The following is a 25,411-nucleotide window of genomic DNA, read 5'->3' on the forward strand; positions in this document are numbered from 1 at the left end:
TTACACGCGTTCGATGATGGTGGCTGCACCCATGCCGGATGCAATGCAAAGGGTCGCAAGTCCGACTTCCTTGTCCTGGCGCTCAAGCTCGTCCAGCAGGGTGCCGATAATGATCGCACCGGTCGCACCCAGCGGGTGGCCCATTGCGATCGACCCGCCATTGACGTTCACGACCGACGGGTCGACGTCAAACGCCTGCTGGAAGCGCAGAACGACCGAGGCAAAGGCCTCGTTCACTTCGAACAGGTCGATGTCGCCGATGTTCATGCCGCTGTCAGCCAGGATTTTCTGGGTGGCCGGTACCGGACCGGTCAGCATGATGGTCGGATCCAGACCGATCTTCGCGGTCGATTTGATGCGCGCACGCGGGGTCAGGCCGTATTCTTTGCCGAACTCTTTGTTGCCGATTAGAACTGCAGCCGATCCGTCCACGATCCCCGACGAGTTACCCGCGTGGTGGATGTGATTGATCGCTTCGAGATGCGGGTATTTCATGATCGCCAGCTTGTCGAAACCGGGCATCACTTCGCCCTGTTCCTTGAAAGCGGGTTTCAGGCCGCCAAGGCTTTGCATGTCGGTGCCGGGGCGCATGTATTCGTCGCGGTCCAGAATGGTCAGGCCGTTCTGGTCCTTGACCGACACGATGGACTTTTCAAAGCGGTTCTCTTCCCACGCCTGCGCAGCCCGACGCTGCGATTCCATGGCCAGCGCATCGGCCTGATCGCGGGTGAACCCGTATTCGGTGGCGATGATGTCTGCCGAGATGCCTTGGGGGACGAAATACATGTCCATGGCCACGGACGGATCCACGGCAATCGCCGCGCCGTCCGATCCCATTGGTACGCGACCCATCATCTCGATGCCGCCGGCGATATAGGCGTTGCCCGCGCCACCCTTGACCTGGTTGGCCGCGATGTTCACGGCTTCCATGCCCGAGGCGCAGAACCGGTTGATCGACAGGCCAGGAATGCGTTCATCCAGGTCCGAGGCCAGAACCGCGGTCCGAGCAAGACAGCCGCCTTGTTCCTTCACCTGGGTGACGTTGCCCCAGATCACGTCCTCGACGGCATGGCCCTCAAGGTTGTTGCGCTCTTTCAGCGCGTTCAGAACGGTTGCCGAAAGGCGCACCGAGGTCACCTCATGCAGGGAACCGTCCTTGCGGCCCTTGCCGCGCGGGGTGCGCACGGCGTCATAAATATAGGCTTCGGTCATCATGATCTCCTTGTTCAGGCTCGGTCAGCAGGGCTGCCGGGCATCAGGTCGTAGGGGTGTTTCCAGCCCTCGAGGGCCGATATGTTGGAAAGCCAGCGGTCGATATTCGGCCACGCGGCGCGGTCGAACCCGAAAGGTTCGTCGTAAAACAGGTATCCACAGCAAGACAGGTCCGCATTGGTCAGGCCATCGCCCACGATCCAGTCGCGCCCTTCGAGATGCTTGTTCAAAATGTCATAAGTGCTTTTGAGACGGCCCTGGTTGAAGGCGATCACCTCTTGCGGGCGCTTGTCCTCGGGCAGGAAGTTCATCAGGAACCGCGTCGGCCCAGCCACCGCGCTGAGCTTGGAGTTGTCCAGCAGCACCCAGCGGAAAATCTCGTAATTCTCGACTGCGTTCTTGCCACCGAATTTACCCGATTTCTCGGTCACGTAGGCCAGGATCGCGCCTGACTGGCTGGTGGTAAAGTCGCCATCCACGAGGGTCGGACACTCGCCCATCTCGTTGACGGTATTTCGAAAGTCTGGGCTGCGGGTTTCGCCCGCGAAAAAGTCGACATAGACCGGTTCCCAGTCCAGCCCGCTGAGTTCCAGCGCCAGCGCGGCCTTGTAGGAATGCCCGGATTCGCCGAAGCAGTAGAGTTTGATGGTCATTGCGCGTTCCCTGTTTTGGCGGTCGGAGCGGGGGTTTTGCACCCCCGCACCCCCGCAGAGTATTTTTTGCAAGATGAAGGGGCGAGTTTACGTGCTGTTAATGAAAATGCGCGAGTTTTTGAGGCGCGGTACAGGCTGGAGAGCCGATGGCCGCGCAAGGTGAAGCCCTGCTGTCCCGCCGGCAAGCGCCACGCCGGATGGCAGGGTGGACGTCCTGCTTCATCTTGCCTCAAATACTCGAATTCCACGCTTGCCGCCTCCCAACAGCCTCTCGGTCAGAGCGACCGCGAGATCAGTTCCTTCATGATCTCGTTTGTGCCGCCATAGATGCGCTGTACGCGAGCATCGACCCACATTTCGCCGATCGCATATTCCTGCATGTATCCATAGCCGCCATGCAGTTGCAGGCATTCATCCAGTACCTCGCCCTGCGTATCGGTAATCCAGTATTTCGCCATGGCTGCCTTTTCGACGGTCAGGTTTCCGGCGATCAGGTCGCTGATGCATTCATCCAGAAAGGCGCGCGCGACCTTGGTCTTGGTCAGACATTCGGCCAGTTTGAAACGGGTGTTCTGGAATTGCAGGATCGGGCCGCCAAAGGCCTCGCGCTCCTTGCAGTACGCGATGGTCCGTTCCACGGCGCCTTCCATGGCCCCTTGCGCGATGCAGGCAATGACAAGGCGTTCCTGGCCCAGTTGCTGCATCATCTGGTAAAAGCCCTGGCCTTCCTCGCCGCCAAGAATGTTTTCCGGCGGGATTTCGACGTTGTCAAAGAACAGCTCGGACGTGTCCGCGGCGTGGCAACCGATTTTCTCGAGGTTGCGCCCGCGCGAAAAACCTTCGGCACCGTCTGTTTCGACCACCACCAGCGACGTGCCCTTGGCACCTGCCGACGGGTCGGTCTTGGCGGCGACGATCACGAGGTTGGCGTGCTGGCCGTTGGTGATAAAGGTCTTGGATCCCGACAGGCGATAGGAATTGCCTTCCTTGATCGCGCGGGTCTTGATCGCCTGCACGTCCGAGCCGCCCGAGGGTTCGGTCATGGCCAGCGCGCCGACGATTTCGCCGGTGACCATCTTGGGCAGCCAGCGCTGTTTCTGCTCTTCCGAGCCATAGGCCAGAATGTAATGCGCCACGATGCCGGAGTGGATGCCGTGGCCCCAGCTGGCCAGATTGGCGCGGTTTGATTCCATAAGGATCACGGCCTCGTGGCCGAAATCGCCGCCAACCCCGCCATATTCCTCGGGGATCGAAGGGCAGAGCAGGCCCAGTTCACCGGCCTCTTGCCAGATCTCGCGGTCCATTTCGCCTTGCTTGCGCCACTTGTCGAATTTCGGCGCCCATTCGTCATTGATGAATTTGGCGGTCATGTCCGCCAGCATCTGGTGTTCGTCACTCATCCAGGTGGATGTCATGGTCTGCTCCTGTCGGTGCTCAACGCTTGCGCGCGTCGAGTTGGGAATTGAACTGTCGCAACCGGTGGGCGAGAGCTTCGTCATCGGTGATGGCGTCAAAATTTTCGAACAGGAAGGACAGGGCCTCGCCTTCGTCGAGACCGGCGTCAGAGGCAAAGCTGCGCAGCCGGCGATAGCCGTCCTCGGTCATGGCGACCGGAAAGCGACGGGTCAGACGAAATCGTTTGGGCATCTTTCCTCCCGAAATGCCGATGTGGGGGCAGGGCGGGGAAAACCCCGCCCGTGCCTGAAAGATCAGAACGCCTCGGCGTTCAGGGCCATCACCGTATCAGCCCCGGATTCGATACGCGCGAGGTGCATCTTGGTGGCCGGCAGGCGACGAGCCATATAGTAGCGTCCGGTGGCCAGCTTGGTCTCGTAGAACGCAGCGTCAGAGGTGCCGTTGGCCAGAGCTGACGTCGCGGCCTTTGCCATCTTGGCCCACATCAGGCCAAGGCAGACATGGCCAAACAGGTGCATGAAGTCATTCGACCCGGCCAGCGCGTGGTTGGGGTTCTTCATGCCGTTCTGCATAAAGAACATGCCCGCCGCCTGCAGGTCTTTCGACGCTGCCTTGAGCGGCTCGACGAAGTCCTTCATCGCTTCGTCTTCGGCGTTCTCCTTGCAGAAAGTCTTGACCAGGTCGAAGAAGGCCATGACGTGCTTGCCGCCGTCCTGCGCCAGCTTGCGGCCCACGAGGTCAAGCGCCTGAACACCGTTCGCGCCTTCATAGATCATGGCAATGCGGGCATCGCGGGTGAACTGCGACATGCCCCATTCCTCGATATAGCCGTGGCCGCCATAGACCTGCTGGGCGCGGACCGTCATGTCATAGCCTTCGTCGGTCAGGAAGCCTTTGATAACCGGGGTCAGCAGCGACACGAGGCCGTCGGCGTCCTTGTCGCCCTTGCGGTGGGCGGCGTCGATCATGGTGGCGCCCCAGAGAATGAAGGCGCGCGCGCCCTCGGCAAAGCTCTTCTGGTCCATCAGCGACCGGCGGATATCCGGGTGCACGATCAGCGGATCGGCGGGGCCGTCGGGGTTTTCAACACCGGTCACGGCGCGGCCCTGCAGCCGGTCCTTGGCATAGGTCAGCGCGTTCTGATAGGCGACTTCGGCCTGTGCCAGACCCTGCATGCCCACGCCCAGACGGGCCTCGTTCATCATGGTGAACATGGCGCGCATGCCTTTATGCTCTTCACCCAGAAGATAGCCTTCGGCCTCGTCATAGTTCAGTACGCAGGTCGAGTTGCCGTGGATGCCCATCTTTTTCTCGATGTTGCCGACGGTAACGCCATTGCGCGCGCCAATGTTGCCCGCGTCATCCACCTTGAACTTGGGCACGATGAACAGCGACACGCCCTTGATGCCTTCGGGGCCGCCGGGGATCTTGGCCAGCACGAGATGCACGATATTGTCGGCCATGTCGTGATCGCCCGCCGAGATAAAGATCTTCTGGCCGGAAATCTTGTAGGTGCCGTCGCCCTGCGGCTCGGCCTTGGTGCGCATCAGGCCCAGATCGGTGCCGCAATGCGGTTCGGTCAGGTTCATGGTGCCGGTCCATTCGCAGGACACCATCTTGGGCAGCCATTTGTCTTTCTGCGCGTCCGTGCCGTGCGCCAGGATCGCCGAGGCCGCACCGTGGGTCAGACCCTGGTACATGGTGAAGGCCTGGTTCGCGGCCGAGAACATCTCGCCCACGGCGGTGCCGAGAACATAAGGCATGTTCTGCCCGCCATATTCTTCTGGCATGTCCAGACCGGGCCAGCCACCTTCCTTGACCTGTTCAAAGGCGTCCTTGAACCCTGTCGGGGTGTAAACGATGCCGTTTTCCAGACGGCAGCCTTCGTGGTCGCCCACGACGTTCAGCGGCGCCAGGACATCGCCGGTCAGTTTGCCAGCCTCTTCCAGCACGGCATTGGTGAAATCGGCTTCCAGTTCATCATAGCCCGGGATGTCCGATTTGGCGACATCCAGAACATCGTGCAGGACAAACTGCATATCTTTTACGGGTGCGGTATACGTCGGCATGAGTCTCTTCCCTAAGGCGTTTCGTCACTTTGTTGGATACATCAATGGGACGAAACGCACGGAGCCCATTGATGTTGTGAGAGTTTCGAAACCAACTTGCTTTCCAAGCCGCTCTCGAAACGCGTTGGTTACTCGGCTGCTTTTTTGGTGGTGTTGAAGGAAGCGAGGATTTTTTCGCCCCATTTCAACTGTTCTTTCAGATCGTCGATGGCTTCGTTCAGCTCGTCACGCTGTTCTTCCATATCTTGCAGGCGTTGCTGCGCCACTTCGTAGGTGCGCTGCAGCTGGGTCGCCTGTTGATCGCCCATGTCATAGAGATCCAGAAGTTGACGGATTTCTTCGAGAGAAAAGCCAAAGCGTTTGCCGCGCAGGATCAGCTTGAGCCGGGCCCGGTCGCGCTTGGTGAACAACCGTTTCTGACCTTCGCGGATTGGAAACAGCAGTTCCTTTGCTTCATAAAAACGCAGGGTGCGCGGCGTCACATCATACGCGTCACACATCTCTCGGATGGTCATGGTTCCATCAGTCATTTCGACAACCTCGTCTTTCGTGTTCCATGAACAATTTGGGTCTCGCAGCATTGGTTACAACCGTGCCTTACGTTGACGTAATCGAAACGCTACGTCACTTCTAAAGTTGACGTTGCGTTTGCGAAGGTAAAGTAAAACTTTCGCGAAATTTGCCGAAATTCGGCGGGAATTTGCCAGTCTGCACCGCTCCGACAGAGGGGCAGGGCGTCTCAATACCGCGCAGCACGGCAGACCGCACGCCGCCCAGACGCGCAAGAAAAACGCCCCGGCGCCTTTTCTCAAAGGCTCCAGAGCGCACCGGGATCAAAAATGAGAGCGGGTCGCCCGCGCCTTACATCTTTTCGAGTTCCGCCGCAGTTTCATCCCGCAGGGTTTTCAATTCGTGCATGGCCTCTTCCAGCTGGGCCTTCTGTTCTTCCAGCTCGGCATATTGTTTGTCGGCCATGTCGACAAAGGCCTGCATCTGTGCGGCGGTGCCTTCGTGTTCATAGATCATTAGCCACTGGCGGATGTTCTCGAGCTTGATACCGAATCGCCGTCCCCGCATGATCAACGTCATGCGCGCCACCTCGCGTGGCCCGAAGAATCGCGACCGCCCTTCGCGCTCGGGCTCCAACAGCTCAATATATTCGTAGTAACGCAACGTGCGCGGGGTGACGTCAAACTTGGCGCACATTTCCTTAAAGGACAGACGAATATCAGACATTGGCAATTCTCCTCGGGGCAGAACTTAGGACGCAATTTTATTTCCTGCAACCGCCCCCTTGCCGCGCGTGCAAAATGCAGGACATAGTCGGTGGCGGTAAGGACGGAGCAAAACATGAATCCCCAAAAGGTCAAAATGGCGGAACAGTTCATCAGCCTTGTGCCTCATTGCAAGGCGCTGGGCATGAAGCTGACCAATATCGGCGATGGCGTTGCCGAAATGGAATTGCCCTATGATTTGCGCATTGTTGGCGATCCGGAAACCGGCGTGGTGCATGGTGGCGCGGTCTCGGCGTTGATGGACACCTGCTGCGGCGCGGCAGCGATGAGCCACCCGTCCTCTCCGGCGGGGACGGCCACGATTGACCTGCGGATTGACTACATGCGCGCCGCCACCCCGGGCCAGACCATCCGCACCCGTGCCGAATGCTATCACATCACGCGCTCTGTCGCCTTTGTGCGGGCCACCGCCATGGATGACGACAGCGACCGCCCCGTGGCCACCGCCACCGGGGCCTTCACCGTGGAGGGCAAATAACATGGCGCGCAAACGTCCCGAACCCGTCCAGGTGGTCAAGCAACGTCGCGACGCGGCCCTCAATGCGCTGGTGCACGGTGTGCCCTATGTGCAGTTCATGGGCATCGAATTCGACCGGCGCGGCGATGAACTGACCGCGGTACTGCCCTTTGATGAAAAACTGATCGGCAACCCGATGCTGCCGGCCCTGCATGGCGGGGCGATTGCGGGGTTCCTTGAAACCACCGCCGTGATCGGGCTGGCGTGGTCCATGCTCTGGGAAGATATCGAAACAGGTCGTATCGACACCGAGGAACTGGCGCTCGGGCATTTGCCCCGCCTGCCCAAGACGATTGATTTCAACGTCGATTACCTGCGTTCCGGTCTGCCGCGCGATTCCTATGCGCGGGCGCGTGTCAATCGCTCGGGGCGACGGTATGCCAGCGTGCATGTCGAGGCCTGGCAGGACCAGCGCGAGAAACTGTTCACGCAAGCGACGGGCCATTTCCTGATGCCTGCGCGCGGGGATGACTGACGCGGCGGCGGTCACGCATGCGCGCATTCTGAAAACCGCCATTCCCATCGTGATCTCGAATGCCACGGTGCCCCTTCTGGGGCTGGTGGACACGGGCGTCGTGGGCCAGATGGGTGCGGCGGCGCCGATCGGGGCCGTTGGCATCGGGGCCACCATCCTGACCGCGCTTTACTGGCTGTTCGGGTTCCTGCGAATGGGCACGACCGGCCTGACCTCGCAGGCGCATGGCGCCGGGAACGGACCCGAGGTGTCTGCAATGCTCAGCCGTGCGATGATGATCGGGCTGGCCGCCGGGCTGGGGATCATCCTTCTGCAAATCCCGCTGTTCTGGTTGGGCTTCCTGATTTCCCCGGCCAGCGCCGAGGTCGAGACACTGGCGCGCGACTATCTTGCCATCCGGGTCTACAGCGCGCCGGCGATGATCGGGCTTTATGGCGTGACCGGCTGGCTGATCGCTTTGGAACGCACGCGCTCGGTTCTGTTGCTTCAGGTCTGGATGAACGGTCTCAACATCCTGCTGGATGTGTGGTTTGTGCTCTGGCTGGGCTGGGGTGTGTCCGGCGTGGCCTTTGCCACCTTCCTTGCCGAATGGAGCGGATTGTTCCTCGGGCTGTGGCTCTGCCGATCGGTCTGGCAGGGCAGGGATTGGCGGGACTGGCCCCGCATCTTCGACCGCGCGCGCCTGCGCCAGCTGGCCGTGGTCAACTCGGACATCATGATGCGGTCCTTCCTGTTGCAAGGCATTTTCATGTCCTTTCTGTTTCTCGGGGCACGTCTGGGGGACGTCACGCTGGCCGCCAACCAGGTGTTGATGCAGTTCCTGGCGCTCTCTGCCTATGCGCTGGACGGGTTCGCCTTTGCCGCTGAGGCGTTGGTCGGTCAGGCCTTTGGCGCACGCAACCGGCCCGCCCTGCGTCGCGCCGCTGTGCTCAGTGCGGTCTGGAGTGTGGCCATCGTTGCGGGGATCACGCTTGGCTTTGCGCTTGGCGGGCGCGCCCTGATCGACCTGCTGACCACCGCCCCCGATGTGCGCAACGCGGCCTATGCCTTTCTGCCTTACGCGGTGCTGGCGCCGATCTTCGGGGTCTGGTCCTTCCTCTTGGATGGCATTTTCATCGGGGCCACCCGCACCCGCGACATGCGCAACATGATGGCGCTGTCCGCGCTGGTCTATGCGGTGGCTGTGCTGACCCTGATGCCAGTCTTTGGCAATCACGGCTTGTGGATGGCGATTCTGATCAGCTTTGTCGCCCGCGCGCTGACACTCGCCCTGCGCTATCCGGCGCTGGAGCGGGCGTCAGAGGGCTGAAAAATTGTGTACAAAACGGACGACTGGCCCTGAAACTTGGTACAAACCCGAAAGTCTCGCGGCCTAGAGAATCTCCAGCACCTGTTCCGGCGGACGCCCCAGCGCGGCCTTGCCTTGCGCGAAAACAATCGGACGTTCGATCAGTTTCGGACAGTCCGCCATCGCCGCAATCAGGGTTTCGTCGTCGTCATCCTTGCTCAGACCCATTTCTTTGAACGCGGCTTCCTTGGGGCGCATCATATCGATGGCTTTGACCCCCAACAGATCCCGCGCGGCGCGGATTTCACCTGCACTGGGCGCATCCTCAAGATATTTGCGCACGGTGACGTCACCTTTTTCCTCAACCAAAGCAAGGGTTTGGCGCGATTTCGAACATCGCGGGTTGTGCCAGATGGTGATCATAGCCAATCCTCTCGTTTACTGCCCACCGCGTCGGTGACATTGGCAAAACCGTCCTGTTCCAGAAGCGCGTCCAGCCCGCGGATGATCTCTTCGGTCAGCGACAGCCCGCCATAAACCAGTGCAGTATATAACTGCACCGCAGAGGCCCCCGCACAAATCTTGGCATAGGCCTGTTCGGCGTTGGAAATGCCACCCACCCCCACCAGAGGCATCTTGCCCTCGGTCAGCTGTGACATCCGCGCCAAGACACGGGTAGATTTCTCAAAAAGTGGCGCGCCCGAAAGACCGCCCATCTCGTCTTTATGATGTGATTTCAGCCCTGTACGGTCCAAAGTGGTATTGGTGGTGATCACCGCGTCCAGCTTGGAGTCGATAGCAACTTCCGCAATTTCGACCAGTTCCGCATCACTCAGATCCGGTGCGATTTTCAGGAAAACAGGGATCTTGCGATCCAGCCCGTCACGGGCGTCCATCACCCCCGCCAGCAGTGCGGACAGCGCCGCCTTACCCTGCAAATCCCGAAGTTTTTCGGTATTGGGAGAGCTGACATTGACGGTCGCAAAATCCAGATGCGTGCCGCAATGCGCCAGAACCTTTGCAAAATCGCCCGCCCTGTCGTCGCTGTCCTTGTTCGCCCCGAGGTTCAGACCGATCACGGCCTCTTTTGGGCGCTGTGCCAGGCGCGCCGCGATGGCCTCCATCCCGTCATTGTTGAACCCGAAGCGGTTGATCGCAGCCTGATCTTCGGTCAGTCGGAACAGGCGTGGCTTGGGGTTGCCGGGCTGGGCGCGTGGGGTCGCGGCCCCGACCTCGAAGAAACCAAACCCTGCTTTGGCCAGCCCGTTCAGAGCAGTGGCATTCTTGTCAAACCCCGCAGCCAGACCGACCGGGTTGTCCAGCGGCAGACCCGCCAGCGTGGTTTTCAGACGGTTGGACGTGATCCGCCCCGGCGCTGGTGCGACACCCATTTGCAGCGCCTTGATGGCCATGCCATGCGCCGCCTCGGGGTCCATGTTGCGCAGCGCGCGCATCCCGATATTTTCAAGGATTTTCATATGCCTACTCCTGCGGGAAACTGGTGTTTGCCATTCTCGATTGGCAGCGGCTGGGCCCATGCCACGTCTTCAAGCCGCAACGGGCGATAAAGATGCGGAAACAAGGCACCACCGCGCGAAGGTTCCCATTTGAGCGCCTCACCAAACTCTTCGCTTTCAAGCCCGAGAAGGAACAGGTTCTCTTCTCCTGCAAAGTGCTTGGCAGCAGTTTCGGCGACCTGTTCTGCCGTGGAAAAGTGTACGAACCCGTCGGCCACATCGACCGGCGCGCCGGTTGTTTCCCCGTCTTGGCGAAGAGCCGCCCATTCGTCGGCCCGGAATATCTTGAAAATCAGCATATCAGGGACATGCAACGCGACGCGCGTAAGGTCAAGCAACAGAAGTTTTGACAGAAGGGCTGCGTCGGGGGCACCATTCTGGGCGAGTCTGCCGGACAGGAGGGGAAACAGATGTTCAGAACGATCCTTGCAGGGGGCGCGATGGCCGCCATGCTCAGCGGCGCTGCTCAGGCCGATTACGCGCTGACCATCCTGCACACCAATGATTTCCATGCCCGTTTCGAGCCGATCAACAAATACGACTCGGGCTGTTCCGAGGAGAAAAACGCCGAAGGCGCGTGCTTTGGCGGCACTGCCCGACTGATCACCGCCGTGAATGCCGCCCGCGCCAGGGCCAGCAACAGCATCCTTGTGGATGGTGGCGACCAGTTTCAGGGCACCCTGTTTTACACCTATTACAAGGGCAAAGTGGCAGCCGAGATGATGAACAAGCTTGGTTATGACGGCATGACCGTCGGCAACCACGAATTCGACGACGGCCCCGAGGTGCTGCGCGGGTTCATGGATGCGGTGAATTTCCCGGTCCTGATGTCGAACGCCGATTTGACCCGCGAGGAATTGCTGGCAGACGTCCTGCAGAAATCGACGGTCATCGAGCGGGGCGGCGAGAAGATCGGCCTGATTGGTCTGACCCCCGAAGATACGGATGAACTGGCCAGCCCGGGGCCGCACATCACCTTTACCGATCCCGTGGTCGCGGTTCAGGCTGAAGTCGACCGGCTGACCGAGATGGGCGTGAATAAGATCATCGTGCTCAGCCATTCGGGCTATGGCGTGGATCAGCATGTTGCGGCCAATACGACCGGCGTGGACGTCATCGTCGGCGGGCATGACAACACGTTCCTTTCCAACACCAGCGACAAGGCGAAGGGGCCTTATCCGACCATGGTGGGCGGCACAGCCATCGTACAGGCCTATGCCTATGGAAAGTTTCTGGGAGAGTTGAACGTGGTGTTCGATGACGCGGGCGAAATCCTGTCCGCGACGGGCGAGCCGGTCCTCATAGATGCCGCCGTAACCGAGGACGCCGCAACCAAGGCCCGTATCGGCGTATTGGCAGGCCCGCTTGAGGAAATCCGCCAGAAGGTCGTGGCATCAGCCGCCGCCCCGATCGAAGGCGACCGCAGCGTGTGCCGCGTGCAGGAATGCGCCATGGGCAATCTGGTGGCGGATGCCATGCTTGCCCGCGTGGCCGATCAGGGGGTGACCATTGCGATTGCCAATTCCGGCGGCCTGCGCGCAAGCATTGATGCGGGTGATGTGACCATGGGCGAAGTGCTGACCGTGCTGCCTTTCCAGAACACGCTTTCGACCTTCCAGGTCTCGGGACAGACCGTTATCGACGCGCTGGAAAACGGGGTCAGCCAGGTCGAGGACGTCAAGGGCCGCTTCCCGCAGGTGGCCGGGTTGAAATTCACCTGGGATCCGGCAGTGGCCCCGAATGAGGGGCGCATCACCGAGGTGCTGGTGCAACAGGACGGCGGCTGGGGCACGATTGATCCGGCGGCGACCTACACGCTGGTGTCGAACAATTATGTGCGCAATGGCGGCGACGGGTACAGCATGTTCAAATCCGCCAAGAACGCCTATGACTACGGGCCCGATCTGGCCGACGTGACGGCGGAATATCTGGCTGCGGGGCAACCCTATACACCCTATACAGACGGGCGTATCACGCGGAAGTAAGGGCATGAAAATCCGGTCTGCCGCCACATCGGCGGGCCGCAGCTGTGGGGGCGGCGATGGACCATCCTTTGATCGACCTGATCAACCAGAAAATCAAAGAGGCCGAGGACGCCGGAGAGTTTGACAATCTCGAAGGGGCGGGTCGGCCCCTGCCGAAGGAAGAGGATCCTGAAAACGCCCTGCTGAACCGTCTGGTCAAGGAAAGCGGCGGCGTGCCGGAGTTTGTTTCGCTCAGCCGGGAATTGTCACGCCTGCGCGCAGAATTGCGCGACACGGGGGATCGCGCACGACGTCAGGACATAATGAAAGAGATGTCCATGATGGAAGCCCGTATCGAACTGGCGAGAAAATCTTATCGCTAAAGGTCGATTTCCGGCCAGAGCGTTGGATCAAGCCCCTCACAAAACGGTGCCAGGGCCTTTTCCAGACGGCGCCAGCCGCCCACGGATTTCGAATGCACCTTCTGGCGCACCTGTGACAGCGACGCCGAACGCACGATGGCCGTATTTTTTTCCGGCGCCGCCATTTCGGGCACCCAGTCGAGATTGGCGAACTCGGCGATCCTGCGGCTGCACCCGGCCACGTCGGCCACCACGTCGCTGTAGTCCAGCGTCAGAATACGGTCGGGGTAAAGCGTGGTCCAGTGCTGCATATAGCGTTTATAGAGGTTGGCCTGATAGGCCATCGCCTTGAGATCCAGCGTGAAATTCATCCAGTCCGCCGCAAAGTGTTCGCGCCACATTGACAGCGCCACATCACGCGGGTCGCGTGTGAGGTGAAGGAACCGTGCTTCGGGGAAAGCGTCCAGCAGATATCCGACAAAGCGATAGTTCTGGGGCATCTTGTCGACGAACATCGCCGCGTCCCGCGCATCAGGCGGCAACTCTTTGCGATAGGCTGTCGCCAGTTTTGCGGCATTCCCGCCCGCGTCGATCACGTCTTTCTGCAGAACGGCGCTGGCGCTGATCATCTCGCCACAACTGGCCACATCGGGATGGGCGCTGAGGATCATTTCGCTGAGCGTGGTGCCCGAGCGTGGCTGGCCGATGATGAAGAACGGGCGTGGCTGCGCCTTATCGCCCGCCGCCGGGTCGGGCTGGTGGTCGGGCGTGAAGGTGGCGGTGATAGCAGAAAATTCGGCATCTGCGGCGGATTTTTGATAAGGTGACGCCTTGGCAAACAGGGCATTCCCCCGCGCAAGATAGGTTGCTGCTGCATCCTGATCGCCGGTTTGCAGACAGATGTTGCCAAGGGCGAGGTTCAGATAGGCGTGCCCCTCGGTATCCTTGCGCGGCAGTTTGGTCAGAAGCGCCTCGAGCGTTGGTTTCAGGGCGGCATTCTCGTCGGCGGACTGGCTGGAGACCAATGCGCGATAGCTGCCCGTGTCCTGCGGGTTAAGGGCGATTAGGCGGCGATAGGCCTCGTTCGACTCGGCGATGCGCCCCATCTGTTTCAACTGAATCGCGAGGAACCGCTGCGCCCGCGCATCGTCCGGCGTCATGGACACCGCTTGTTCAAGGGCGGCGAGCGCGTCTTCGGGGCGGTGACGGCGGGTCAGGGGATCGGCAAGGTTGACCAGCCCCGCCGGATCGCCCGTCAGGTCAAAGAAACGCTGGAAATCGGCGATTGCCTCATCATCTTGTTTCAATGTGTCGTGGGCCGTGCCGCGCAGGCTGAGCGCCTCGGGGTGATCCGGCGCCACCTCAAGGATCTGCGTGGCGGTTTCAATCACACCTGCCGCGTCCCCCCGTTGCATAAGGGCGTTGGCCTTGAGCACCCAAAGCCCGACCTTGTTGGCGCGTTTGGGTTCCAGCTTGGCGATCTGCTCCAGCGCCTTTTCGGCCCGCCCTGCCGAGATCAGGGCACGCAGCAGGTTGTCCTGGGTGGCAGGATCGCCCGGAGCCAGCGACAGGGCCTTGTTAAAGAAGGTGACCGCCAGCGCATAGTTTTCGGCGCGGGCATGGGCCGCACCGGCCGCGTTGGCAAAGCCAGCCTCTTTCGGGAATTTCTTGGCCGCTGCAGTTGCCGTTTTGGCGGCGGCGGCGAATTGACCGGCCTGCATCTGGGCCGAGAATTTTTCCATCGCTTTTTGCGCTGCGTTCATCTTACTGCCCTTCCGTTTCCTGATCCACGAAAACCTCGGGCCAGAGCGCCGGGTCCAGTGCATCGACAAAGGGTTGCAGGTGGGACTGCATGGCACGCCACCCGCCCAGCGATTTCTTGTGCACCCCTTCGCGCACCTGCACCACAGAAGCAGTGCGCACGCGGGCGGTGTTGCGCTCGGGGGCGGCCATGTCGGCCACCCAATCCAGACCACAATACGCGGCCAGACTGTGGCTGGCGGCCTCGACGTCCGACACGATATCGCGATAGTCGAGGGTCAGTATCCGGTCCCCGTAGACCGCGTTCCAATGCGCCATATAGCGTTTGTAAAGGTTGGCGTGATGCGCCATCGCCTTGAGGTCAAAAGTGAAATTCATCCACGCGCTTGGGAAATGGCTGCGCCACATCGACAGGGCAACATCCCTTGGATCGCGGGTGATATGGATGATCGGGGCTTTCGGGAAAGCATGCAGCAGGAACCCGACATAGCGATAATTCGCGGGCATCTTATCGACAAATGCCTGCGCGCCTTCCGGGATCGCGGGCAGGTTTTCGCGAAAGGCGGCGGCAAAACCGGCAGGGTCAAATGGTGCGTCGCCCTGCACGATGGACGGGGTCAGGCGCCCGGCGAGAGGCAGTTCACCACAAGAGGTCACATCTGGATGTGCCGATAGAATCATCTCGGTGAGGGTGGTGCCGGACCGGGGCTGGCCAATCACGAAGATCGGACGTGGTGTCTCTGTGTCGCCGGAGGCGGGCAGCGTGCTGCCTTGCGGAAACAAGGCTTTGATCCGTTCGAACTCTTGCTCGGCCTTGCCCGCATCATAAGGGCGCGATTGCGCCGCCAACTTGTTCGACGCTGACAGGAACCGCGCGGCCTTGTCGATTTCGCCTTTCTGGTACAAGAGGTTGCCCATCCCGAGGTTCAGAAACACTTGGGCGGGCGATTTTTTCGGCGTCTTGGCCAGGGCGGTGCGCAGGGCCGGTTCCAGAGCCGCGTTTTCCTCGGCGGATTGGGTCTTGATCAGTTCCGAAAAGCCTTCGCCGTGGAATGGATCGGCCTTGAGAAGGGCCTTGTATTGGGCAATGGCCTCGTCCACGCGGCCGACCTCGGCCAGAAGAACCGCGTATCTGTGCAGGGAGTTCACGTGATCGGGGCGCAGGGCTAGCGCCTTTTCCACGACCTCGATCGCTTCGTCGGTGCGATCCAGACGCGATAGCGGCAAACCGGCGTTGGACAGCGGGTCGGGATCGTTGGGGTTCAGGGCATGGGATTTTTCAAAATCGGCGATCGCCTTCAGATCATTGCCAAGGTCGGAATGGGCAATGCCGCGCAGGTTATAGGCCAGCGCCATGTTCGGGTCGGCCGTGACCGCCCGCGTGGCATAGTCCAGCACGCGCTCGGGCTGTCCCAGTTGCGAATGGGCGACCGCCTTGAAGTGCCACAGGATCGCCGAGTCGCCGCGCTTGGCCAGAAGCTTGTCGATCAACTCGTCGGCCTTCGCGCTTTGCCCGGCGCTCAGCAATGCCTGAATAAGGTTGTTCTGGATGTCGGGGTCACCCGGGCGCAGTTTCAGCCCCTTGGTGAAAAACCCGATCGCTTCGCGGGGATTGCCCCCTTGCGCCAGCGCCATGCCCACCATGTTGGAAAACAGGCCCTCGCGCGGGAACTTGCGCTGGGCGGCTTTGGCGGCCTTGGCTGCGGCGGGGAACTGGCCGGCATTCATCAACTGCATGATCTTTTGGGCGTGTTGCTGCGGATGGTCTGCCATGTCGTCTTTCCTGCTGGTCGGGTTGGTCCAAGATTCACCTTGGCCCCGGCGGGCCTGCTGATAGGGTGTAACCATGTGCGGTAGATTTGCAATCACATTGCCCAACGATGCCATGGCGCAGCTGTTTTCCGCATCTCCGGCCAATGATTTGCCCGAGGTGCCGAACTATAACGTCTGCCCGACCACGCAAATTCACGTGGTGCAGGGCGGGGAAGGCGGGCGCAGGCTGGTCTCGATGCGCTGGGGTTTCCTGCCGCATTGGTACAAGGCGCCGGATGGTGGCCCCTTGCTGATCAATGCCCGCGCCGAAACCATTGCTACCAAACCCGCCTTTCGTGATGCCTGCCGGCAACGCCGCTGCCTGATCCCGGTCACAGGGTTTTACGAATGGACCAAGGACGAAGACGGGCTGCGCTGGCCTTGGTATATTCACGGCGAAGGGCCGCTGGCGCTGGCCGGGGTCTGGCAAAGCTGGAAGGGCGAGAACGGGCCGGTCAACACCTGCGCCATCGTGACAACAGGGGCCAACCGGCCGATGTCGGCAATCCACCACCGGATGCCGGTCATCGTCGGGCACGAGGACTGGGCGCTTTGGCTGGGCGAGGCGGGGCATGGGGCGGCCAAATTGATGACATCCGCGCCGGATGACCTTTTGTCCTTTTACCAGGTGGACCGCGCGGTGAATTCGAACCGCGCCGCAGGACCAGACCTGATCGACCCACTGGACGAGGGTTAATGCGTCGACAATGCACGGCCATCTGCGGAAAGACCGTTGATACGACACATCACAAAAATGCGCTGGCCTTTCCGGGCCAATCCGGTTGAAAACAGGCGAAAGACCGGAGGCGCACATGACTGACCCCAAGATACGTATCTTTCTCAATGGTTTCGGGCGGATCGGCCGGACACTTTTGCGCATTCTGGCGCAGGGCGCACACCCCGAGTTCGAAATTGTCGGGATTAATGATATCGAGCCGTTGGAAACCTGCGCCTATCTCTTTGAGTATGACAGCGTGTTTGGCACCTATGGCGGCACCGTCGAAACCGCGCCGGGCCAGATCATATTGGACGGGCTGGCCATCCCTTTTCACGGGGTCGGTGATTTGCGTGATCTGGATCTGGGCCATGTCGACGTGGTGCTGGAATGTACCGGTATGGCCGGAACGCGTGCCATGGCCGAACGGGGATTGCAGGCGGGCGCGGCGGCGGTGCTGATTTCCGGTCCTTCGGACGAGGCGGATATCACGCTGGTCATGGGGGCGAATGAACATCTTCTGGCGGACCACAAGATCGTCTCGAACGCCTCCTGCACCACGAATGCGCTGGCCCCTTTATTGAAAATTCTCGATGCCGAATACGGGCTGATCAGCGGGCATATGACCACGGTGCATTGCTATACGGGTAGTCAGCCAACCGTGGACAAGCCGCGCGGCGACCTTGCCCGCAGCCGTGCCGCGGCCCTGTCGATGGTGCCGACCACCACCAGCGCAGGGCGCCTGATCGACAAGGTGTTGCCCGCGCTTTCGGGGCGTGTTCTGGCCCGCGCCATCCGCGTGCCGACCGCCAGCGTGTCGGCCATCGACCTGACCATCCAGACCGACAGGGCCACGGATGTGGATCATGTGAACGCATTGCTTAGGTCTGAGGCGGATCGCGCCGCCCTGCTGGGCTGGACGGAAAAGCCGCTGGTCTCGACGGATTTGCGCGCCCGGCCTGAGTCGCTGATTGTGTCAGGGCGCGAGACCTCGGTCTCGGTCGGGGGGTTGTTGCGCGTCTTTGGCTGGTACGACAACGAATGGGGCTTTTCCAACCGAATGCTGGACATGGCGCGCCTGATGGGGCGGCGTTAAAGCGGCCAGAACACAAGGATCGCCGGCACCGAAACGGCCACCACGATGATCTCGAGCGGCAGTCCGATCCTCCAGTAATCGCCAAACCGATAGCCGCCCGGCCCAAGGATCAGCGTGTTGTTCTTGTGCCCGATCGGCGTGAGGAAGGCACAGGATGCTGCCACTGCCACGGCCATCAGGAACGGGTCCGGTGACACCCCCAGAGAATTTGCCATCTGTATGCCCACCGGTGCGGCCACGATTGTTGTCGCGGTATTGTTGAGCACATCGGACAGGGACATCGTTACCACCATCAACACGGTCAGCACCGCCCAGGCCGGAAGCCCCGCCGTCAATCCGACAAGGCTGTCTGCAATCAGCTGCGTGCCCCCCGCATCTTCAAGAGCTGCCCCGAGCGGGATCATCGACCCCAGAAGCACCACCACCGGCCATTCGATATGCTCATACAGCTCAGACAGCGGCATGATCCGGGTCAGGACATAGGCCACCACGACCAGCCCCAGCGCGATCGGCAGATAGATAAGGCCAAGCGAAGCCGCTGCCACCGCTGCCACGAACAACCCAATGGCCAGCCATACCTTGCTGTTGTCGGTCACGACATAGCCCTTGTCCGCCAGCGGCAGGCAGCCAAGCCAGTCGGTCACGTCGGGGCCGCGATCCTTTGGCACCAGCAGCAACAGGATGTCGCCGATCCGGATTTCGGTTCGACGGACATGGCCCTTGAGCCGCTCGCCACTGCGCGAAATGCCCATCAGCACCGAATTTCGGCGCCAGGCCAGCCCCAACCCCTGTGCCGTCTTGCCGACGATGCGGGCGGTTTCGGGCACCACGACCTCGATCATGTCGAGACCGTCGCCCGCTGCCTTAAGGTGTTCCTCGCGGCGTTCATCCGAGAAGTTGAGCTTCAAGGCCTGCCGGAATTCGTCGAGTGCGTCGGGCGTGCCGTCGATCATAAGGGTGTCGCCCGCCATCAGCCGCACATTGCGTGCCGCGCCATAGCGGCGTTTGCCATCTCGGATCACCCCAAGCAGCGCCACATCTGCGTCTTCGGCCTCGGGGCGTAACTCGGCGAACCTCTTGTCGATCAGCTTGCTGTCCGTCGGAACGGTGAGTTCAGCGATAAAACTGTCGCCCTCGGTTGCGGCGTCGCCATCTGCCTCGCGGGTAGGGATCAGGCGCCAGCCGATCAGCGCGACAAAGATCATGCCGGCCACCGCGGTCAACCCGCCCACAGGGGCAAAATCGAACATCTTGTAGCTTTCCCCGACCGATTTCTCGCGGATCGAGGCGATGATGATATTGGGCGGAGTACCGATCAGAGTAGCCATGCCGCCAAGGATGGTGGCAAAGGACAATGGCATCAGGGACAGCGCGGGCGACCGGCCAGCCTTGCGCGCGGTCTGAATATCGACCGGCATCAACAGGGCCAGCGCAGCGACGTTGTTCATGAACGCCGACAGCACCGCTCCGACAGTGCCCATGAGCGCGATGTGGCCCCCGAGACTGCGGGCGCTGTCCACAAGCGTGCGGGTGATCAGGAACACTGCGCCCGACCGCATCAACCCGGCCGAAACCACCAGCACCAGCGCAACAATGATCGTGGCCGGATGCCCGAAGCCGCTAAAAGCGTCGTCCACCTTGACCACGCCCAAGATGACCCCCAAGAGAAGGGCAGAGAAAGCCACGAGATCATATCGGAACCGCCCCCAGAGCAAGAGGGCGAACACCCCTCCAAACAACGAAAACAGAATGATCTGGTCGGTTGTCATACGCGCACCTTTATCCTTTGATCCGACAGAACCTTATCCGCGTGCCGGTGGCAACCCGTGATCCTGCGGGCGCGGTGCCGATGGGTGGTGCGCTGGCCTTGTCGCCTTAGGTTGCAGGCCCCCTGCGCCTTGCGCTATACGAGGCAAAATTTTCGCAACAAACAGGGCACGCACACATGGCCGGCCACAGTAAATGGGCAAATATTCAGCACCGCAAAGGGCGTCAGGACGCTGCACGCTCGAAGCTGTTTTCGAAGCTTTCGAAGGAAATCACCGTCGCGGCAAAGATGGGGGATCCCGACCCTGACAAGAACCCGCGTCTGCGTCTGGCCGTGAAAGAGGCCAAGTCGCAATCCGTGCCCAAGGACGTGATCGAACGTGCAATCAAGAAATCGACAGCGGGTGACGGAGACGATTACGAGGAAATCCGCTATGAAGGCTATGGCCCCAATGGCGTGGCCGTGATCGTCGAGGCGATGACCGACAACCGCAACCGTACCGCGTCGACCGTGCGCTCGACCTTTTCCAAGAACGGCGGCAATCTGGGCGAGACCGGATCGGTCGGGTTCATGTTCGAACGCAAGGGCGAGGTGACCTATCCGGCGTCGGCGGGCGATGCGGACGCGATCTTTGAAGCGGCCATCGAGGCGGGCGCCGAAGATGTCGAAAGCTCGGAAGACGGTCATATCATCTGGTGTCTTGATACAGATCTAAACGACGTTTCAAACGCGCTGGAAGAGGCGCTGGGCGAATCGGAATCGACCAAGCTCGTGTGGAAGCCCACCACCACCACCGAGATGGACCTTGAAGGTATGCAGAAGCTGATGAAGCTGATTGACGCCCTTGAAGATGACGACGACGTGCAACGCGTCACCACCAATTTCGAAGCCTCTGACGAGGTCATGGATCAGCTTTGATCCACGTGGTCTGACAAGACATTCAAAACCCCGGCCCGGCGCCGGGGTTTTTTCATGGCCGGGTCACGATCCCCGCATCGCGCAGTTCATCCTGGGTCGGATACCACAGGCCGTCGCTGGTCTGGTCAAACATCCGGTCCAGAAACTGTTGCGAGACACCCTGTTCGGCGAAAAAAACGCGGTCCTTGGCTTGTTCCCTTGCGAGATCCACAGAGGGCAGGGCATTGCCGAAGTTCAGCGCATATTGATGAAAGCCAAGCCGCCCGGTTTCTGCAAGCGTTCGCTCGGAGCCGGCAATAAAGATCAGGGTGCAGGCCGAACTGCAGGCTTCGGGCACATGTGTCGCCATCTGCCGTGCGCGGATAAGTTTGGACACGCCGCGCGCCTCGTAGATCTGACCCCCCGCACTCGTCAGGATCAGCCGGTCCAGTTGCGCGTTTTTGGCAAGGATCTCGGTGATGCGCTTGGTCAGTCCAAAGGTCACTTCGCCTTCGAACACCAGATCCCTGCCATTATCCGACACACGCAGGTCATAGGTGGTGCGCCGCAGGCGTTCTTCCTGGTCGGCATAGGATTCCGATTCCGGTGGGGTCAGCGCCGCAAGGATCAGCCCCCACCAAAGCGTTGCAGACAGAGCCGCCATGAACAGGAACGCAAGATACCCGCCCCAGACGACCCCCATGCTGCCATGGCTGCGCAGGTGGTTTTCCGTTGCGCGGTTGAACCCCCGCAGTTGAACCCAGAAAAGCACGAGATCGGCCAGCAATAGCGGTAGCAACAGGGCCAGCCACGGGTGTGGCCAGAAACCCATCAGGGCCAGCACGACCCAGACGCCCGCGCGCGGCAACAGCGCGAACACCGTCAAGGTCCGCCGGAGGGTCTGCTCTCCGTTCAGATAGGTGCGCAATCCGGTCATGACCGCACCATGTCAGGAGTTCAGGCCCGAGGCAAATGGCGCTTGGCGGTTTTGCGGATGGCGCGGCTCAGAGGGTCAAGGGCTGTGCGCAACAAGCGGCTGCTTTGCCAGAACAGGGGCGTGTCATAGGACGTATCCGGCATCAAGGGCATCAGCCGACCGGCAGCGATATGCCCTTCGACCAGAGGGGCAGGGTTCATGCCCCAGCCCAGCCCCAGAAGACAGGCATCGACAAAGCCTTGGGAAGAGGGCAGGCCGTGGCTGGGCGGGGTGAGTTTCCGGCCAAGATGACGCTGCATCCAGATCGTCTGAAGTTCGTCTTTCTGGTCGAACCGCAGCATGGGCGCCTCGGTCAGCGCTTCGGGAGTCACGCCATCGGGGAAATAGCGTTCGAAATAGGCGGGGCTACAGGTCGCCATGTACCGCAGCACGCCCAGCGGGATACTGTCACAGCCTGTCACGGGCCTTTCATGCGCGGTGATCGCGGCCACCACTTCGCCCCGCCGTAGCCAGTCTGCGGAAAAGTCCTGATCGTCCACGATCAGTTCGAACAGGACATCCGGCACCTCAGCCAATGCCTCAAGGGCCCAAGTGGCCAGACTGTCGGCGGTCACCGCAATGCGCAGACGGCTTTGCGATGCCGCGGCGAGCTGCGCGAGGTCGCGCGACAATTGCCCCTCAAGCAACCCCACATGTTCCATATGCGCAGCCAGCCGCCGCCCCACATCCGTGCCGGTGCAGGGCTGGCCGCGATTGACAAGCAAGGTGCCAACCTGATCCTCAAGCGCCTTGAGCCGTTGCGAGATCGCCGAAGGCGTCACGCCCAACTCGGACGCGGCCCCGTCAAACGACCCGGTGCGCAGGATCGCGGACAAGGCGTGTAGCTGGGCATAGTCAAGATGCATTAGAATGGCTAATCCATAGTTAGTTTCTTTAATTTGTGTAATGAAGTCCGTCCGGATAGGTCAATGCCAGTACGACCCCAATAGGATGGTTTCCCCATGTTGAATGCGCTTGCCGCCGGTTTCTTTCTTGGATTGTCCCTGATCATGGCGATCGGGGCGCAAAACGCCTTTGTGCTGCGTCAGGGGTTGCGCGGACAATATGTTCTGCCGCTGGTTTTGACCTGTGCGATTTCCGACGCCCTGCTGATCACGGCGGGGGTGATGGGGTTTGGCGTTCTGGTTGAAAGCTATCCATCGGCCGTGGACTGGGCCCGCTGGGGTGGTGCGGCGTTTCTGGTGTTTTATGGCGCGATGAGCTTTCGGGCGGCATGGACGGGGGGCGCGGCGCTGGAAGACACAGGGCGCGGCGCAGCCAGCCTTTGGGCGGCGCTTGGCACCTGTCTTGTCCTGACCTGGGCGAACCCCCATGTCTATCTGGATACGGTGGTTCTGTTGGGGGGGATATCTTCTCAATACATGCCTGCATGGGGCTTCGGTCTTGGGGCGGTGCTGGCCAGTTTCACCTTCTTCTTCTCGCTTGGTTATGGCGCGCGGTTGTTGCGGCCCTATTTTACCAGTCCCCGCGCCTGGCAGGTTCTGGATGTGGTGGTGGGGCTGACAATGTGGGGGATCGCGCTGAAGCTGCTGCTGGGATAGAGCGCAGGTATCCTGCACAGGGCTTGTGCGCAGGTGGTGGTTTGGTGCCATCGGGTTTTGACCTAGCTTATTCCGAACAACCCCTAAACCCCGGAGCCCAACATGAGCTGGAACCCATGCCTTGACCCCCAGGAAACCGTCCCTGCAAAACTGGACGACATCGAAACCGTGATTTTGCCTCGCGCCAGCGATCTGGGCGATTTCGAGGTGCGCCGCGCGCTACCAGCGCCCGGGCGGCGCATGGTCGGTCCCTTTATCTTCTTTGACGAAATGGGCCCCGCGGAATTCGTGACCGGACAGGGGATCGACGTGCGCCCGCACCCTCATATCGGGCTTGGGACGGTGACTTACCTCTACAAGGGTGAATTCGAACACCGCGACAGCACCGGTGCCCACCAGATGATCCGCCCGGGCGAGGTCAACTGGATGATGGCAGGGCAGGGCGTCACCCATTCCGAACGGACCAGCGCCGAGACCCGCGCACATCCCAGCAACCTTTTTGGCATCCAGACATGGATTGCCTTGCCCGAAGCCCATGAAGATGACGCGCCTTTCTTCGAACACCACGGCAAGGGCGCCTTGCCTGTGCTTGAGGCCGAGGGTAAATCGGTGCGTCTGATCCTCGGGTCAGCTTGGGGAGAGAAAGCCCCGGCCACGATGCTGTCCGAGACCTTCTATGCCGATGTGGTGCTGGAAGCAGGGGCGAAACTGCCGCTGCCGGTCGAGCACGAGGAACGTGGGCTTTATATCGTGGAAGGGTCTGTTGAAATCGCCGGAGACCGGTTTGAGGCCGGACGCATGATGGTGTTTCGCCCCGGCGATGCAATCACTGTGCAGGCTGGCCCGAATGGTGCGCGCCTGATGGCGCTGGGCGGGGCCGCGCTGGAAGGGCAGCGGCATATCTGGTGGAACTTCGTCGCCTCGTCCCGCGAGCGCATCGAGGAAGCGAAAGAGGCCTGGGCGCGCGGCGACTGGCAGCACGGTCGGTTCACGCTGCCTGCAGGTGACGATCAGGAGTTCATTCCGCTTCCTTAACCTGTTATCCGTCTCGACAAGGCGGATCGAAAAGGTCTTAATGGGCGCATGAGCGAGGCGACCACTGCACGTCCCCTGATCGGGGTTTTCTGGATGCTTGTCACCGGCGGCTGTTTTGTCGCCGTGACGGCGCTTGTCAAATATCTGGGGCCGCGTGTGCCCGCCGCTGAAGCGGCTTTTCTGCGCTATCTGCTGGGGCTGGTCTTCCTGTTGCCGATGATCCGACCCATGCTGCGCGCGCGTCTGACCCGGCGCCAACTGGGCCTGTTCGGCCTGCGCGGCGTGGCGCATACCCTGGGCGTGGTGTGCTGGTTCTATGCCATGACACAAATCCCCATCGCCGAGGTCACGGCAATGAATTATCTCTCGCCGGTTTATGTCACCATCGGGGCCGCGCTGTTTCTGGGGGAAACCCTGGCCGCGCGGCGTGTGATTGCGGTGGTGGTCGCGTTGTTGGGGGCCGTGATCATCCTGCGCCCCGGCTTTCGCGAGGTGAATACCGGACATCTTGCCATGCTATTCACGGCGGTGTCTTTTGCGGTGGGCTATCTGGTGGCCAAGATCATGAGCGATGAGGTCAGCCCGGCCGTGGTCGTGGGGATGCTCTCGGTCACAGTGACAATTGGCCTGGCCCCACTGGCCTATGCGGTTTGGGTGCCACCCACGCTGAACGATCTGTTGATCCTGTTCGCGGTCGCCTCGTTTGCAACGGCGGGGCATTATACCATGACGCTGGCCTTTGCAGCGGCCCCCGTCACGGTGACACAGCCGGTCACTTTCCTGCAACTGGTCTGGGCTGTCCTGCTGGGATGGGTGGTTTTCGACGAAAGCGTCGATATCTGGGTGATCGCAGGGGGGCTTCTGATCATCTCGGCAATCAGCTTTATCACATGGCGCGAGGCCGTTCTGAAACGCCGGCAGGTGACGCCAACGGTGAACGCGACCAAGGTCTAAGGCCACATCCTGCCGCGGCACCGTCCTGATCTGTCGAATTTCGGATTGAAAGGCGGTGCCCCCTGCC

The 25,411-nt window shown here is 60.9% G+C and carries 26 protein-coding genes; 11 read left to right on the forward strand and 15 right to left on the reverse strand.

Annotated features, from left to right (window positions below; all coding sequences use genetic code 11):
• The 7 genes from WNE31_RS13105 to WNE31_RS13135 form a co-directional block, all read right to left on the reverse strand.
• On the reverse strand, positions 1-1,212 hold the full coding sequence (locus WNE31_RS13105) for an acetyl-CoA C-acetyltransferase (protein WP_349980260.1): 1,212 nt from the start codon (positions 1,210-1,212) through the stop codon (positions 1-3).
• A 14-nt stretch (positions 1,213-1,226) separates the two neighbouring features.
• A complete protein-coding gene (locus WNE31_RS13110; RefSeq protein WP_349980261.1) occupies positions 1,227-1,865 on the reverse strand; it encodes a glutathione S-transferase family protein in 639 nt (212 codons plus the stop codon).
• Between the two features lie 275 nt (positions 1,866-2,140).
• Positions 2,141-3,280, reverse strand: a complete 1,140-nt coding sequence (locus WNE31_RS13115; RefSeq protein WP_349980262.1) for an acyl-CoA dehydrogenase family protein — start codon at positions 3,278-3,280, stop codon at positions 2,141-2,143.
• A gap of 19 nt (positions 3,281-3,299) precedes the next feature.
• A complete protein-coding gene (locus WNE31_RS13120) occupies positions 3,300-3,512 on the reverse strand; it encodes a hypothetical protein (protein WP_349980263.1) in 213 nt (70 codons plus the stop codon).
• Positions 3,513-3,574: 62 nt separating this feature from the next.
• Complete coding sequence (locus WNE31_RS13125; RefSeq protein WP_349980264.1) at positions 3,575-5,350, reverse strand: acyl-CoA dehydrogenase C-terminal domain-containing protein; 1,776 nt, start codon at positions 5,348-5,350, stop codon at positions 3,575-3,577.
• Between the two features lie 128 nt (positions 5,351-5,478).
• Complete coding sequence (locus WNE31_RS13130; protein WP_349980265.1) at positions 5,479-5,880, reverse strand: MerR family transcriptional regulator; 402 nt, start codon at positions 5,878-5,880, stop codon at positions 5,479-5,481.
• A gap of 331 nt (positions 5,881-6,211) precedes the next feature.
• Entirely contained in the window at positions 6,212-6,586 is a 375-nt protein-coding gene (locus WNE31_RS13135) for a MerR family transcriptional regulator (protein WP_349980266.1), read from the reverse strand.
• 114 nt (positions 6,587-6,700) lie between these two features.
• Here WNE31_RS13135 and WNE31_RS13140 point away from each other — a divergent pair, with 114 nt between their 5' ends.
• From WNE31_RS13140 to WNE31_RS13150, 3 genes are read left to right on the forward strand one after another with little or no spacing between them, the layout of a single operon-like run.
• Complete coding sequence (locus WNE31_RS13140) at positions 6,701-7,123, forward strand: PaaI family thioesterase (RefSeq protein ID WP_349980267.1); 423 nt, start codon at positions 6,701-6,703, stop codon at positions 7,121-7,123.
• Between the two features lies 1 nt (position 7,124).
• A complete protein-coding gene (locus WNE31_RS13145) occupies positions 7,125-7,637 on the forward strand; it encodes a PaaI family thioesterase (RefSeq protein ID WP_349980268.1) in 513 nt (170 codons plus the stop codon).
• A complete protein-coding gene (locus WNE31_RS13150) occupies positions 7,630-8,946 on the forward strand; it encodes an MATE family efflux transporter (protein ID WP_349980269.1) in 1,317 nt (438 codons plus the stop codon). Before WNE31_RS13145 ends, WNE31_RS13150 begins: the two co-directional genes overlap by 8 nt.
• A 63-nt stretch (positions 8,947-9,009) precedes the next feature.
• On the opposite strand, the gene arsC is transcribed toward WNE31_RS13150, so the two are convergent.
• Genes arsC through WNE31_RS13165 form a run of 3 tightly spaced genes read right to left on the reverse strand, consistent with a single transcriptional unit; the run spans position 9,010 to position 10,741 of the window.
• Complete coding sequence (gene arsC / locus WNE31_RS13155) at positions 9,010-9,348, reverse strand: arsenate reductase (glutaredoxin) (protein ID WP_349980270.1); 339 nt, start codon at positions 9,346-9,348, stop codon at positions 9,010-9,012.
• Entirely contained in the window at positions 9,345-10,403 is a 1,059-nt protein-coding gene (locus WNE31_RS13160; protein ID WP_349980271.1) for a quinone-dependent dihydroorotate dehydrogenase, read from the reverse strand. The genes arsC and WNE31_RS13160 overlap by 4 nt, the downstream gene beginning before the upstream one ends.
• On the reverse strand, positions 10,400-10,741 hold the full coding sequence (locus WNE31_RS13165; RefSeq protein ID WP_349980272.1) for a DUF952 domain-containing protein: 342 nt from the start codon (positions 10,739-10,741) through the stop codon (positions 10,400-10,402). Before WNE31_RS13165 ends, WNE31_RS13160 begins: the two co-directional genes overlap by 4 nt.
• A 111-nt stretch (positions 10,742-10,852) precedes the next feature.
• Between WNE31_RS13165 and WNE31_RS13170 the strand changes: the two genes are divergently transcribed.
• Positions 10,853-12,427 carry a bifunctional metallophosphatase/5'-nucleotidase gene (locus WNE31_RS13170; RefSeq protein WP_349980273.1) on the forward strand — a complete coding sequence of 525 codons (1,575 nt, stop codon included), beginning with the start codon at positions 10,853-10,855 and terminating at the stop codon, positions 12,425-12,427.
• Between the two features lie 56 nt (positions 12,428-12,483).
• The gene (locus WNE31_RS13175) at positions 12,484-12,789 is read left to right on the forward strand and encodes a DnaJ family domain-containing protein (RefSeq protein WP_349980274.1); all 306 of its coding nucleotides are present in this window, start codon (positions 12,484-12,486) and stop codon (positions 12,787-12,789) included.
• Here the strand turns inward: WNE31_RS13175 and WNE31_RS13180 are convergent.
• A complete protein-coding gene (locus tag WNE31_RS13180) occupies positions 12,786-14,531 on the reverse strand; it encodes a tetratricopeptide repeat-containing sulfotransferase family protein (protein WP_349980275.1) in 1,746 nt (581 codons plus the stop codon). The genes WNE31_RS13175 and WNE31_RS13180 overlap by 4 nt on opposite strands.
• Before the next feature lies 1 nt (position 14,532).
• The gene (locus WNE31_RS13185) at positions 14,533-16,302 is read right to left on the reverse strand and encodes a tetratricopeptide repeat-containing sulfotransferase family protein (protein ID WP_349980276.1); all 1,770 of its coding nucleotides are present in this window, start codon (positions 16,300-16,302) and stop codon (positions 14,533-14,535) included.
• Between the two features lie 73 nt (positions 16,303-16,375).
• Between WNE31_RS13185 and WNE31_RS13190 the strand changes: the two genes are divergently transcribed.
• Both WNE31_RS13190 and WNE31_RS13195 read left to right on the forward strand, forming a co-directional pair.
• Positions 16,376-17,038: an SOS response-associated peptidase gene (locus WNE31_RS13190; protein WP_349980277.1), complete on the forward strand. Its 663-nt coding sequence runs from the start codon at positions 16,376-16,378 to the stop codon at positions 17,036-17,038.
• Positions 17,039-17,153: 115 nt separating this feature from the next.
• Complete coding sequence (locus WNE31_RS13195; protein ID WP_349980278.1) at positions 17,154-18,152, forward strand: type I glyceraldehyde-3-phosphate dehydrogenase; 999 nt, start codon at positions 17,154-17,156, stop codon at positions 18,150-18,152.
• Here WNE31_RS13195 and WNE31_RS13200 read toward each other — a convergent pair.
• Positions 18,149-19,921: an SLC13 family permease gene (locus WNE31_RS13200; protein WP_349980279.1), complete on the reverse strand. Its 1,773-nt coding sequence runs from the start codon at positions 19,919-19,921 to the stop codon at positions 18,149-18,151. The two genes, WNE31_RS13195 and WNE31_RS13200, sit on opposite strands and share 4 nt — an antisense overlap.
• Positions 19,922-20,097: 176 nt before the next feature.
• Here WNE31_RS13200 and WNE31_RS13205 point away from each other — a divergent pair, with 176 nt between their 5' ends.
• A complete protein-coding gene (locus WNE31_RS13205) occupies positions 20,098-20,838 on the forward strand; it encodes a YebC/PmpR family DNA-binding transcriptional regulator (protein ID WP_349980280.1) in 741 nt (246 codons plus the stop codon).
• 52 nt (positions 20,839-20,890) lie between these two features.
• On the opposite strand, the gene WNE31_RS13210 is transcribed toward WNE31_RS13205, so the two are convergent.
• Together WNE31_RS13210 and WNE31_RS13215 are read right to left on the reverse strand one after the other, a co-directional pair.
• Complete coding sequence (locus WNE31_RS13210) at positions 20,891-21,754, reverse strand: COG3904 family protein (protein WP_349980281.1); 864 nt, start codon at positions 21,752-21,754, stop codon at positions 20,891-20,893.
• 20 nt (positions 21,755-21,774) lie between these two features.
• Positions 21,775-22,659 (reverse strand): LysR family transcriptional regulator ArgP, encoded by an 885-nt coding sequence (locus WNE31_RS13215; protein ID WP_349980282.1) that lies wholly within the window; start codon positions 22,657-22,659, stop codon positions 21,775-21,777.
• Positions 22,660-22,755: 96 nt separating this feature from the next.
• On the opposite strand from WNE31_RS13215, the gene WNE31_RS13220 reads away from it, so the two are divergent.
• The 3 genes from WNE31_RS13220 to WNE31_RS13230 all read left to right on the forward strand — a co-directional run bounded on the left by WNE31_RS13220 (position 22,756) and on the right by WNE31_RS13230 (position 25,344).
• Entirely contained in the window at positions 22,756-23,355 is a 600-nt protein-coding gene (locus WNE31_RS13220; protein WP_349980283.1) for a LysE/ArgO family amino acid transporter, read from the forward strand.
• 102 nt (positions 23,356-23,457) lie between these two features.
• On the forward strand, positions 23,458-24,390 hold the full coding sequence (locus WNE31_RS13225; RefSeq protein WP_349980284.1) for a pirin family protein: 933 nt from the start codon (positions 23,458-23,460) through the stop codon (positions 24,388-24,390).
• A 48-nt stretch (positions 24,391-24,438) separates the two neighbouring features.
• Entirely contained in the window at positions 24,439-25,344 is a 906-nt protein-coding gene (locus tag WNE31_RS13230; protein WP_349980285.1) for a DMT family transporter, read from the forward strand.
• Positions 25,345-25,411 lie beyond the last annotated feature (67 nt).

Source organism: Shimia fortis, assembly GCF_040225985.1.
In the GTDB taxonomy this organism is placed as follows: domain Bacteria; phylum Pseudomonadota; class Alphaproteobacteria; order Rhodobacterales; family Rhodobacteraceae; genus Shimia.

Coding starts and splice junctions, on each gene's coding strand:
- WNE31_RS13105 (WP_349980260.1), bottom strand. CDS start 1,212: ATGACCGAAGCCTATATTTATGACGCCGTGCGCACCCCGCGCGGCAAG.
- WNE31_RS13110 (WP_349980261.1), bottom strand. CDS start 1,865: ATGACCATCAAACTCTACTGCTTCGGCGAATCCGGGCATTCCTACAAG.
- WNE31_RS13115 (WP_349980262.1), bottom strand. CDS start 3,280: ATGACATCCACCTGGATGAGTGACGAACACCAGATGCTGGCGGACATG.
- WNE31_RS13120 (WP_349980263.1), bottom strand. CDS start 3,512: ATGCCCAAACGATTTCGTCTGACCCGTCGCTTTCCGGTCGCCATGACC.
- WNE31_RS13125 (WP_349980264.1), bottom strand. CDS start 5,350: ATGCCGACGTATACCGCACCCGTAAAAGATATGCAGTTTGTCCTGCAC.
- WNE31_RS13130 (WP_349980265.1), bottom strand. CDS start 5,880: ATGACTGATGGAACCATGACCATCCGAGAGATGTGTGACGCGTATGAT.
- WNE31_RS13135 (WP_349980266.1), bottom strand. CDS start 6,586: ATGTCTGATATTCGTCTGTCCTTTAAGGAAATGTGCGCCAAGTTTGAC.
- WNE31_RS13140 (WP_349980267.1), top strand. CDS start 6,701: ATGAATCCCCAAAAGGTCAAAATGGCGGAACAGTTCATCAGCCTTGTG.
- WNE31_RS13145 (WP_349980268.1), top strand. CDS start 7,125: ATGGCGCGCAAACGTCCCGAACCCGTCCAGGTGGTCAAGCAACGTCGC.
- WNE31_RS13150 (WP_349980269.1), top strand. CDS start 7,630: ATGACTGACGCGGCGGCGGTCACGCATGCGCGCATTCTGAAAACCGCC.
- arsC (WP_349980270.1), bottom strand. CDS start 9,348: ATGATCACCATCTGGCACAACCCGCGATGTTCGAAATCGCGCCAAACC.
- WNE31_RS13160 (WP_349980271.1), bottom strand. CDS start 10,403: ATGAAAATCCTTGAAAATATCGGGATGCGCGCGCTGCGCAACATGGAC.
- WNE31_RS13165 (WP_349980272.1), bottom strand. CDS start 10,741: ATGCTGATTTTCAAGATATTCCGGGCCGACGAATGGGCGGCTCTTCGC.
- WNE31_RS13170 (WP_349980273.1), top strand. CDS start 10,853: ATGTTCAGAACGATCCTTGCAGGGGGCGCGATGGCCGCCATGCTCAGC.
- WNE31_RS13175 (WP_349980274.1), top strand. CDS start 12,484: ATGGACCATCCTTTGATCGACCTGATCAACCAGAAAATCAAAGAGGCC.
- WNE31_RS13180 (WP_349980275.1), bottom strand. CDS start 14,531: ATGAACGCAGCGCAAAAAGCGATGGAAAAATTCTCGGCCCAGATGCAG.
- WNE31_RS13185 (WP_349980276.1), bottom strand. CDS start 16,302: ATGGCAGACCATCCGCAGCAACACGCCCAAAAGATCATGCAGTTGATG.
- WNE31_RS13190 (WP_349980277.1), top strand. CDS start 16,376: ATGTGCGGTAGATTTGCAATCACATTGCCCAACGATGCCATGGCGCAG.
- WNE31_RS13195 (WP_349980278.1), top strand. CDS start 17,154: ATGACTGACCCCAAGATACGTATCTTTCTCAATGGTTTCGGGCGGATC.
- WNE31_RS13200 (WP_349980279.1), bottom strand. CDS start 19,921: ATGACAACCGACCAGATCATTCTGTTTTCGTTGTTTGGAGGGGTGTTC.
- WNE31_RS13205 (WP_349980280.1), top strand. CDS start 20,098: ATGGCCGGCCACAGTAAATGGGCAAATATTCAGCACCGCAAAGGGCGT.
- WNE31_RS13210 (WP_349980281.1), bottom strand. CDS start 21,754: ATGACCGGATTGCGCACCTATCTGAACGGAGAGCAGACCCTCCGGCGG.
- WNE31_RS13215 (WP_349980282.1), bottom strand. CDS start 22,659: ATGCATCTTGACTATGCCCAGCTACACGCCTTGTCCGCGATCCTGCGC.
- WNE31_RS13220 (WP_349980283.1), top strand. CDS start 22,756: ATGTTGAATGCGCTTGCCGCCGGTTTCTTTCTTGGATTGTCCCTGATC.
- WNE31_RS13225 (WP_349980284.1), top strand. CDS start 23,458: ATGAGCTGGAACCCATGCCTTGACCCCCAGGAAACCGTCCCTGCAAAA.
- WNE31_RS13230 (WP_349980285.1), top strand. CDS start 24,439: ATGAGCGAGGCGACCACTGCACGTCCCCTGATCGGGGTTTTCTGGATG.